Annotated in this window: 7 protein-coding genes; 4 read left to right on the plus strand and 3 right to left on the minus strand. The window is 70.9% G+C overall.

The features are described from left to right. Positions 1–774: 774 nt before the first annotated feature. The gene (locus AB0M03_RS38710) at positions 775–1419 is read right to left on the minus strand and encodes a GNAT family N-acetyltransferase (RefSeq protein ID WP_363501207.1); all 645 of its coding nucleotides are present in this window, start codon (positions 1417–1419) and stop codon (positions 775–777) included. A gap of 685 nt (positions 1420–2104) precedes the next feature. Between AB0M03_RS38710 and AB0M03_RS38715 the strand changes: the two genes are divergently transcribed. Then, a complete protein-coding gene (locus AB0M03_RS38715; protein WP_363501210.1) occupies positions 2105–2959 on the plus strand; it encodes a GIY-YIG nuclease family protein in 855 nt (284 codons plus the stop codon). A gap of 246 nt (positions 2960–3205) precedes the next feature. Here AB0M03_RS38715 and AB0M03_RS38720 read toward each other — a convergent pair whose 3' ends face one another. Next, positions 3206–4012 carry a hypothetical protein gene (locus tag AB0M03_RS38720; protein ID WP_363501213.1) on the minus strand — a complete coding sequence of 269 codons (807 nt, stop codon included), beginning with the start codon at positions 4010–4012 and terminating at the stop codon, positions 3206–3208. A 525-nt stretch (positions 4013–4537) separates the two neighbouring features. Then, positions 4538–5806: a hypothetical protein gene (locus AB0M03_RS38725; protein ID WP_363501216.1), complete on the minus strand. Its 1269-nt coding sequence runs from the start codon at positions 5804–5806 to the stop codon at positions 4538–4540. Between the two features lie 327 nt (positions 5807–6133). Between AB0M03_RS38725 and AB0M03_RS38730 the strand changes: the two genes are divergently transcribed. The 3 genes from AB0M03_RS38730 to AB0M03_RS38740 all read left to right on the plus strand — a co-directional run bounded on the left by AB0M03_RS38730 (position 6134) and on the right by AB0M03_RS38740 (position 8101). Continuing rightward, entirely contained in the window at positions 6134–6631 is a 498-nt protein-coding gene (locus AB0M03_RS38730) for a hypothetical protein (RefSeq protein ID WP_363501219.1), read from the plus strand. 231 nt (positions 6632–6862) lie between these two features. Next, positions 6863–7222, plus strand: coding sequence for a hypothetical protein (locus tag AB0M03_RS38735; protein WP_363501222.1), 360 nt, complete (start codon positions 6863–6865; stop codon positions 7220–7222). Between the two features lie 258 nt (positions 7223–7480). Next, positions 7481–8101: a hypothetical protein gene (locus tag AB0M03_RS38740; protein WP_363501225.1), complete on the plus strand. Its 621-nt coding sequence runs from the start codon at positions 7481–7483 to the stop codon at positions 8099–8101. Positions 8102–8800: the final 699 nt, after the last annotated feature.

The raw sequence follows: 8800 nt of genomic DNA on the forward strand, positions 1-8800 counted from the left end.
GTGTCTGTTGTTACGTGGTGTGCTATCCCGATATATAAAAACTGATCGGCCGCCGCGCCGGCAAAAACCGCCCCCGGGGCGGCCCGATGCCCCCCGCGGGCCGCCGCGGCGTCATGCAGACGGGCCGTCGCGTCAGTCGGACGACCGGGCGGCAGGACAACTGCTCAAGCCCCGAGCCGGGTAGGCCCGTCGGACGAGAGGCGAACGGGCGACTCTCGCCGCGCAGGCAGCACCCAGTGCAGGGCCACTTCGGGCACCCTCGCTCCACGAGATGTTGGCCCCGCTGGTGAAGACACAGAGGTTGCTGGGAGGGGCGGGCGATCTTCCGATACGAGCGCAGAGGATGGTGAAAACCATGCCGATCGCGAGGACGGCGGTCAGGATGCGCTCTCGGTGTGGAGGAGACACCGCCGTACTCGATTGCCGTGGTCGGGAAGTCTATGGCGGCACGGAGTGCAGCGGGTCGTCAGCAGTCCCAGCTCGCGACCTCCCGCCGACACCGATCATCGGATCATCGGACGTCAAACAGGGCAGGTCGGAGCGCGGCAACGAGAACAGAGGTAGGCCCGAACAGGGCGCCGCCCCGCCCCGGGGAGGAGCTGGGACGGGCGCCGGGGGAAGCCCGCACGGCCGCGCAGAAGGAGGCGCGTGGCCGCCGGGCGGTACGGGGAGGGACGGTAGCGATCCGGGCGGGCCGGTCAACCCCCCGCCGGTCGGCCGTGCCGTCGTGCCACCTGGACCGGGGGCGGGTGGTACGACGGCACCGGCCGTGGATCAGTCCGGCAGGACCCCGGTCAGGACCGGGTTGCCGTGCACCAGGCGCAGTGCCGCGTTGTTGGCGATGGGTTTGATGGCGTGCCGCCAGCCCCGGTTGATCTGTGTGACCAGGCCGAGTGTGCCGGGCAGTTCGAGGGTGAGGCGGGGGGCGCTGGTGTAGCCGAGGCGGCGGTAGAAGCTCTCCAGGCTGCGGTCGTGGCGCAGGGTCAGGGCCGCGAATCCGGCAGTGCGGAAGTCGTGTTCGGCCCGGTGGAGCAGGGCGCGTGCGATGCCGCTGCCCCGGTGTTCGGGGAACACGGCGAGGGTGTGCACGGTGCTGATGCGCCGCATGACCGGTCCGCGCAGGCCGCGGGGGATCTGGGGGTTGTCCTGGTTCCAGTGGGCCGGGCCGCAGCAGACGGCGCCGAGCGGGGTGCCGTCGGGGCTCTCGGCGATCAGGGCGTGGTTCAGGCCCTGGGACAGGGGGCCGCCGGGGATGTCGGTGGTGAAGGCCCGGTGCATCTCGGCGTGGACGGCGGTGGTCTCCTCGGCGGGGCGGTGCAGGTCCACGAGCAGGACCAGCGCCATCAGAGTGTCGGCGTCGGCCGGGGTGGCGGGGCGGATCAGGGCGGCGGGGCAGGGTGGGGCGGTGTTCACAGGCATGGGTGTCCTCGCGGCGAAGGGTGTGGGTGCCCACGGGAGCCCGGAAAGATCGGCACGGGCACGGCACGGCGGCGGGGAATGTGTCCTCGCGGCGGTGCCGGGGCGGTGCGCACCGTAGCCGCGCCACGCGGCCGATCAACCCCGGCCCGGGCAGCGGGGCGAGCCCGCCGGGCGGTCGTCCTGAGCCCGGGAAGACGGCGGGACCTTCCTCACGGGCAGGCGGGAGGGGCCCGGGTGGCTTGGGTGTGGCGGGGCCGTCGGCAGTCTCCGCCCGGGGGTCCCCTGCTGCTGGCTGCGCGCTCCCCGGCCGGCGGGCGGCCTTCGCGTACGTCGAGCAACGCGGCGGCTGGGACAGGGCGTGCACCCGGGCCGGATCCTGCCGGACCGGCAGTGGCCCGCGGTCGACGCCCTCGGCCTGCAACTCCTGCAGCAGCTCGGCGGAGCCCTCGACGAGCTGGCCGACGTCGTCATCCGGTGACGGTGGGCTGCCTGGCCTGCCCCATGGGCGGGGCTCGAGGGGGTGTGCTCGGTGGCCTTCGAGTCCGTGGCGGCACTGATTCGGACAGTGTCTCTGCCGGGGCATCGTCCCAGGTGGCGGACAGCGCAAGGGCAGTTTCGGGGAAGCGCCGCAGCAGTGAGGACGTTCGGCGCAGTGTCGTCGGTGTTTCCTCGTAAGGTCCGAGGGGTGACCCGTAAGAGGTTCTTCGACGAGCGGGAGCTGGCCGCGCGCGGCTGGCACCCGCGCTGTGTCCGGCTGCTTCTCGGGCAGCCTGCCCGGTCCGTGCCGGCCCGCGGCGATCTGTACGCCATCGCCGTGGTGGTGGCGGCGGAGGCCGAGCCCGAGTGGGCGGGGCAGATGCGTCTGGCGTTCGAGGAGGAAGCCGCGCGGGAGCGCGTGGCCGCGGCGCGCCGGGAGCGGTGGGACAGGTTGAACTCGAAGCAGACGGCTCTGTATCGGCTGTTCGACGAGGACGGGGTCCTGCTGTACGTGGGGATCACCGCGGACCTCAAGAAGCGGTTCTACAACCACCGTTGCGGCAATGGGAAGACGCCGCCGAAGGCGTGGTGGCCGCAGGTGGCCGAGCAGCGAATCGAGTGGTTCGACGACCGGTCGGAGGCGGAGGACGCCGAGTCATTCGCAATCGTCGCCGAGCATCCGCTGCACAACCAGGACAAGACGAGCGGGTGGTTCGTCAGCTGGTTCCTGGGGCGCTGGTTGGAGGAGCGGATCGGCGCGGGCCCGACTCGGGGACGGCGCCGGCTGCACGACAGGCTGTCCGGTCACTGGGTGCCTCGAGAACGGTGGTGGTCGCCGTGCAGGCGGCGCCGGGCGCAGCTGGCCGAAGCCGCAGGGGAAGAGGGGTTCGACGGCCGGTGGCGCGAGGTGCTGGACGCCGGGGAGGTGGTGGCGCAGACCCGGGCCCGGCGGGGCGAGTGCGTCCGGTGCAGGGTTGCCTATCCGTGTGCGGAGGTGCGGGCGGTGGCGGAAGTGTTCTCGGGGCACCCGCAATACGCGGCGCTGTGGGAGCAGACACCGTAGACAGCGCCGACGCATTCCAGGGGCCTTCGATGGTGGGCCTTCACGGCGGGTCCGGGTCTGGTGCGAAACGGTACCGGGACGCCGCCCCGCGCCTTCTCCGGACGATGGACGGTTCCGGATCGGCCGCAGGTTCGACAGGTGTGCGTGATCCCGGACGTCATGTCGTCGCTCTCAAGGCGCCGACGTTCGTCCGACGCTAGTCTTGGCATGCCGGACAGATGGGATGTGCGGGGCCCGAGTCGGGTGTCAGCCGTTGGGGTTGAGGATTTCGGCTGGCGGCGGGGCCTGGACGGCGGTGGCCCGGCCGTAGTCGCTGTACCGGACCTCCGAGGAGACGTCGCGCTGGGTCGGAAGGCCGACCGCCATCTTCAGCACTTCGCCGCTCGGGCCGATCCAGAAGTCCGCCGCCATCGTGTTTCCGCGCCGATGCAGCGCGAGCCGCACCCCCAACTGCCGGGCGAGCGACAGGTCGTCACCGATGGCCTCGACGAACTCGAAGGTCTCCACGGTGCTGCGGTAGTGCACGGCGAGGGCGCCGTCGACCTTCTCGTCCCCCTGGCGGACGACGCTGCCCAGACGGCCGTGGACGTCGAGTTGGAACAGCGGGTCGATCACCCAGAACACGGCGATCTGCGCGGCTCCGAGCTCCACCGGATCCATTTCCTTCCCGGAGTCCGCGCCGAGCGGGACTCTGGCCCAGCCCTCCCCGCTCTGCCCGATGTAGAAGGCCCGGTCGACCACCCGCATCGCGACCTGCTCGTCGTCGTAGTCCCGCTTCCTGACCAGTTCGGCCGTGCGGGACTGTCCCCAGTGGAACACTCCCGTGCTGCTCCAGGGTGCCTCGTCCGCCACGGACAGGCGGACACTGCCCGCCTTGCGCACCACGGCGGAGGCGGCCAGAAGGGCACCTCGGTGCTCGGTCGACAGTGTGGGCGACGCGGCGGCCGGACCGGCCCCCTCGACCGGGCCTCTGTCTCCCCATCCCAGGCCTATCGTCGCAGCCGTCAGGATCGCCGCCGCGCCGAGCAGCGCGGACCAGTGCCGTGTTCTCACCGAACTCCCTTGATCATCTTGTTGGGCGCGGGGAGCGTACCAGCAACTGTCGAACGGAACGACCGAGTTGTTTCGGTCGGTGGTGGAACTCGATCCAGAGTGTCGGGCTGTCAGGACATGCTGAGGACGGGCCTCGGCGCGCGGGCCTGCGCGCCGGGGCAGTGGTTCGGCCAATGTCAGCGGGTGCCGAGCCAGTGCTCGAGCAGGGCTACGAGGAGGGGGCCTGGGGCCGCGGCGAGGGACAGGACTGCGGCGCGGGTGGCCTGCCGCGGCAGGGAGTTGCTTCGGCCGTTCTCTCGCCCGGGCCCGTGCTCGTCCACCGGTCACCGGCTCCGGTCACAGACCGGACGTGAGGACCTGCCCGGGCAGCAATTTCGAGGAGAGGACAGCCGGAGTCGATGTGCCCGGCGGCCTGGACTGCCACCGCCGGAAGGTCACAGTGATCGCCGACGGGCCCGGGTCAAGACGTGCCGGCCTGCGCTGTGCGGGCGGAGCCGGAGCGGATGGCCCCGCCCGTGCGGCGGTTCAGGTGCGCGAGGACTTGCGGCACTGGCCGTCGTACTTGTCCATCGGCCGGCTGCGGTCGTATGGGTCGACCGTCGGTGCGCCCGACGACGGGGACGGCCCGGCGTCGCTGCTCGGCACGGGGAACACGGGGTGGAAGTAGCCGTCCGACTGGTCGCAGCCGCTGTTGCCGCCTTCAACGGTGTAACGGTCGAGGTAGAGCTTGCCCGGCTCGACCTGGAACTGCTTGGGGTTGGGGAAGTTGAAGTCGACCGCGCTGCGGATGATGGTCCGGGCCACCGGTCCGCTGCCGGCGGCCGGGGTGTCGGCCGGTGCGGCCTGCCAGGAGGCCGGCTTGGCGGTGCCGCCGGTCTGCTGGCCGATGCCCTTCTCCGGGTGGGGGCCGGGGCGGAGCGCGTAGACGAACGTGAAGTCGGTGTGGACCATGACACCGTTCTCGCCGTCGCCCTCCACCGAGATCCGGCCCTGGACCCGTACCTCGTCGGTGGCCAGGACCGTGCTCTGCGGGTCGAAGCGGGGGAATTGCCAGGCCGGGCTGTTCTCCTGGGTCGGGTGGGCGAACCGCTGCTCGGCCCTCTTGCGGTCTTCCCTGCTCAGCATGGCCAAAGCGGCGTCCGGCCGGGCGCCGCCCAGCACCTTCGGGTCCAGGGTGCTGAGGGTCAGGAAGTCGCGTACCTGCTCCAGTTGGCGGCCCACCTGCTTCGCGCTGAAGGCGCCCACCGCGGTCGGCTCGGGCAGGACGAACGCTGCCGCGCCGAGCGGCCACTGCGCGGCCGGGGAGCCTGCCCAGGGGCGGTCGACGGTCGGAGTGTCGGGGTCGACGGCCGGTGGGGCGGTCGTGGGGGCCGCCGTCTCCGGCGGCAGGGTGGGTAGCGGGGCCCGGTTCGCAGTGCCTGCCGCCGAACTGTCCCGGCGGTCGTGGTACCAGTCGCGCAGCCCGTCGACGTTGAGCGCCGCCAGCGTCACGGCACCGGCCAGCACGACAAACAGCGGCGCCTGCCAGTTGCGGGAGCGCCGCTTCGGACGGCCCCACGGGTCCGTCTGCGTCGACCGGCGACCGGCGCGGTCGCGCGGCTTGTCGGCCTCGGCACGCCACGGGACGGCCTCCGGCGGCTGCCGCTTCCACTTCGCGCCGAGCATCCGTGCGCGGCCCGAGGCCTCCTTCACGGAGGCTGCCCTGACGAATTCCTCATCGAGCACCAGGGCGTCGAACGGGTCGTCTGGGGAGTCGTCGGCGGGACGGGGGCTGGGGTCTTCGGCTATCGGCACGCGGACAGTATGCCGATGCCCCCGGACACCCGTTCGCGAGGGTGGGATGTTCCGGGAAGACGGGGATCGTCCGGTGTAGGTTTTCCCTGTTTCGCCTGGTCCAGCCCCGGATACTGGCCGCGGGAACGCAGCCGCCACGCCATCAGATTCCACCGCTGTCTCGTGTCAGATGATCTTGACTGTTTGCCACTCGATCTCGACCGGCGGCGGGGATGCAGTAGAGGTTGCTGCACGGGCGAATGGCGATGCCGCGCTGGCGCAGTGAGCCGGCTGCCGCCGGACCAAAACGCGTCGCTCCATGCCGGAGTGGACAGCTACGCTCGCGCCATGGAGCTGGACCAGGCACTGGAGCCGCTGCGCCGGGTGCTGCTGGAGCGCGGGACCGCCGGCTATCCGGAGACGGTCGCCGCGGCGGTGGAGGCCGCCCGGACGGCACTGGCCTGCGGGATGGACACCCCGAGCCTGTGGGAGCTCGGCGCGCTGCCCGAGTGGGACGCTCTGGAGGCACGCCGGCTGCTGGCCGAGCTGGAGCAGGAACTCTGGCCGGTGCTGCGGCTACCCGCCACCCCCGAGGCCCGCGACCGGGCGCTGGCCCGGTACTGCCTGCGGGACCTGCTGAACGGCCGCCTCGATCCGTTGGCGGCGGCCGAGCGGATCGGCTTCGAACTGTGCCCCGCCGACGACCCCGGCTCACCGCTGCGGCCGGTCCGCAGATGGCTGCATCTCGCAGAGGAGCAACAGGAGCACTGCGGCGGGCTGACCAAGGAGGCGGTGGCCGAACTGCACGACCTGGCCGCCCAGCTGCTGGCCGGTCCGCTGTCCTGAGGCCGGGTTCTCGCCCAGCCAGGAACGCGAACGCCCCAGTCAAGATCGCTTGGCAAACAATCATGATCACCTGCCACGGGACCACCACGGACCGCAGCGGAGAGACAGCGGTATTATCCCGTCTTCTGCGATCTGGCTCCGGTCTCAGTTGATCTGGTCCGACTCGCTCCGTCGTCTCAGGCGATCTGCCCCCTCGGCACTGCTGTCGGTGTGGGATGACAGCCTTCGCGCATGAGTTACGACCTTGCTGTCTGGGAAGGCGAGCGCCCTGCGGATGACGCTGCCGCGGGCCAGTGCTTCACCGATCTGTACGACAAGTACATCGACACGGACGGGCCTGACGTCCCTCCGGCCAGGCAAATCGCGGCCTATGTCGCCGCGCTCTTGGAACGATGGCCCGATCTCACCGAGGACGAAGACGACATCTCGCCGTGGTCGACCGGTCCGCTGATCGGAGAGGCGAACGGTCCCCTGATCTACTTTCCGATGCGATGGAGCATGGCGGAGGAGGCATCCGCCTACGCGGCGGAGGTGGCTTCGTCCATGGGCCTCAACTGCTACGACCCTCAGGCACGGCGACTCCGGTCCTGACGGCCGCGAGGGGTTGGCCGAGCCTCTGCTGAGCTGCATCGACCAGACCCGGACCAGATCACCTGAGATTCTCGGCCGGCCGGCGTCTCATTTGACGTGGTCGTCGCAGGTCGCAGCCCTACCCGCAGACCAGATCAATCGCGATAGGACAGGTGTGGGTGCCGACACCCCGGTCGGTCCGCGTCCCGAAATCATGTGACAGTCGGTCGGATACCTGTGCTCCAATGCGCTGTCACGCCGTCCACGCACCACCTACGAGTGCAATCTCAGAACCAGGAGCAGTACCGGCCGATGAACGCTGAATGCCCCCGCTGTGCCAAGTCCGACCGGACCGTGGGTGTGCCGCATGCCTTGACCGACACCGGCCACCCGCTCGGGGCGGCGGAGCGCGGCCTGCTCCTGCCGCCACCGCCGCAGGCGCCAGCGGCGACGGCGGTCGAGCGCAGCAAGCCCGCCCTCGGGCTCTATGCCGTGGCGGGCGTGATCACCGCCCTGTGGCTGATGAACGTGAGCCGCGGCGTCCCGGACTTGGAGGACGCCGATACTGCCTACGTCATGGGCTATCTCCTCGGCCCGCTGATCCTCATCGTGCCGCTGGCGCTGGCCGGGCTGATCGTGCAGTTGGCGACGAAGCGGCGGCGGGTCCGGGTGGCCGAGGACGGCGCCAGAGCGTGGGACGCGATCCAGGAGCGGTGCCATCGGATTTGGCAGGCGGCCTGGCTGTGCCGACGGTGCCGGGTGACGTTCTTCCCGAAGGGGGCGTTCGGCCCGCACTTCCCCGCCACGCCGGCCATAGCGGTGGCGCAGTTCCCGAAGTGGGTGACGACGACGGCGGCCGACCGTGCGTTCGACGTTCCGGAGCCGACCGGTCCGCGCTGAACCGCGGACCGGCCCGGCCCGTGTCCTCGTCCGCCCGCACGAGCCGGGCGATCACGGGAAGGGCTGCGGCCGGCCTGCCGACCGCGGCCCTCGCATGAAGCGGGCTCCACGCCGACGACGGTGTGGGGCCCGCTTCATACTGCAGGCGACGGCTCGCACTCCCGTGCGCAGCGGCAACTTCTGCGCCGCTCGATTCCGCAATGCGATCGAGTACGTGCCCTGCCGGTGACAGCGGTTGGGGTCCGTCTTCGCTCCTGTCAGCCGCTGTGCGCGGGCGTCACAGACTGCGGCTCTTGATGCGGAGCACGGCCGGTCAATCCGGTCCCGCTACTCGGACGGGCGGACGGCCTCTGCCGCGTCGTGCCGGATCTCGTGCTGGACGACCGCCAGGTGCTGGTCGTAGGCCTCGAGAATTGCGGAGTTGTCCCACGGCCTGGTGGTCATGTTGCCGCAGGTGCATATTCCGATCTTCCTCCACGCGGCCTGTCCGGGGGCTGGATCCATCGTGAGGCGGTGGGCCGCCAGGTGGGGTGCCAGCAGGGTGTCGTCCGGCCAGTACGGGATGTCCGAGCAGGACGGGACGCACGGACTGTCCAAGGTCTTCCAGGTCACGTCCGCCGGAGTGGTGTATCGACGGCCACTCGGTGATCCGGTTTCAGGCTAGGCGGTAAGGGCTGTCGTGATGGTCTCGTCGGGGGT

This window comes from Kitasatospora sp. NPDC051914, from assembly GCF_040680995.1.
Classification (GTDB): domain Bacteria; phylum Actinomycetota; class Actinomycetes; order Streptomycetales; family Streptomycetaceae; genus Kitasatospora.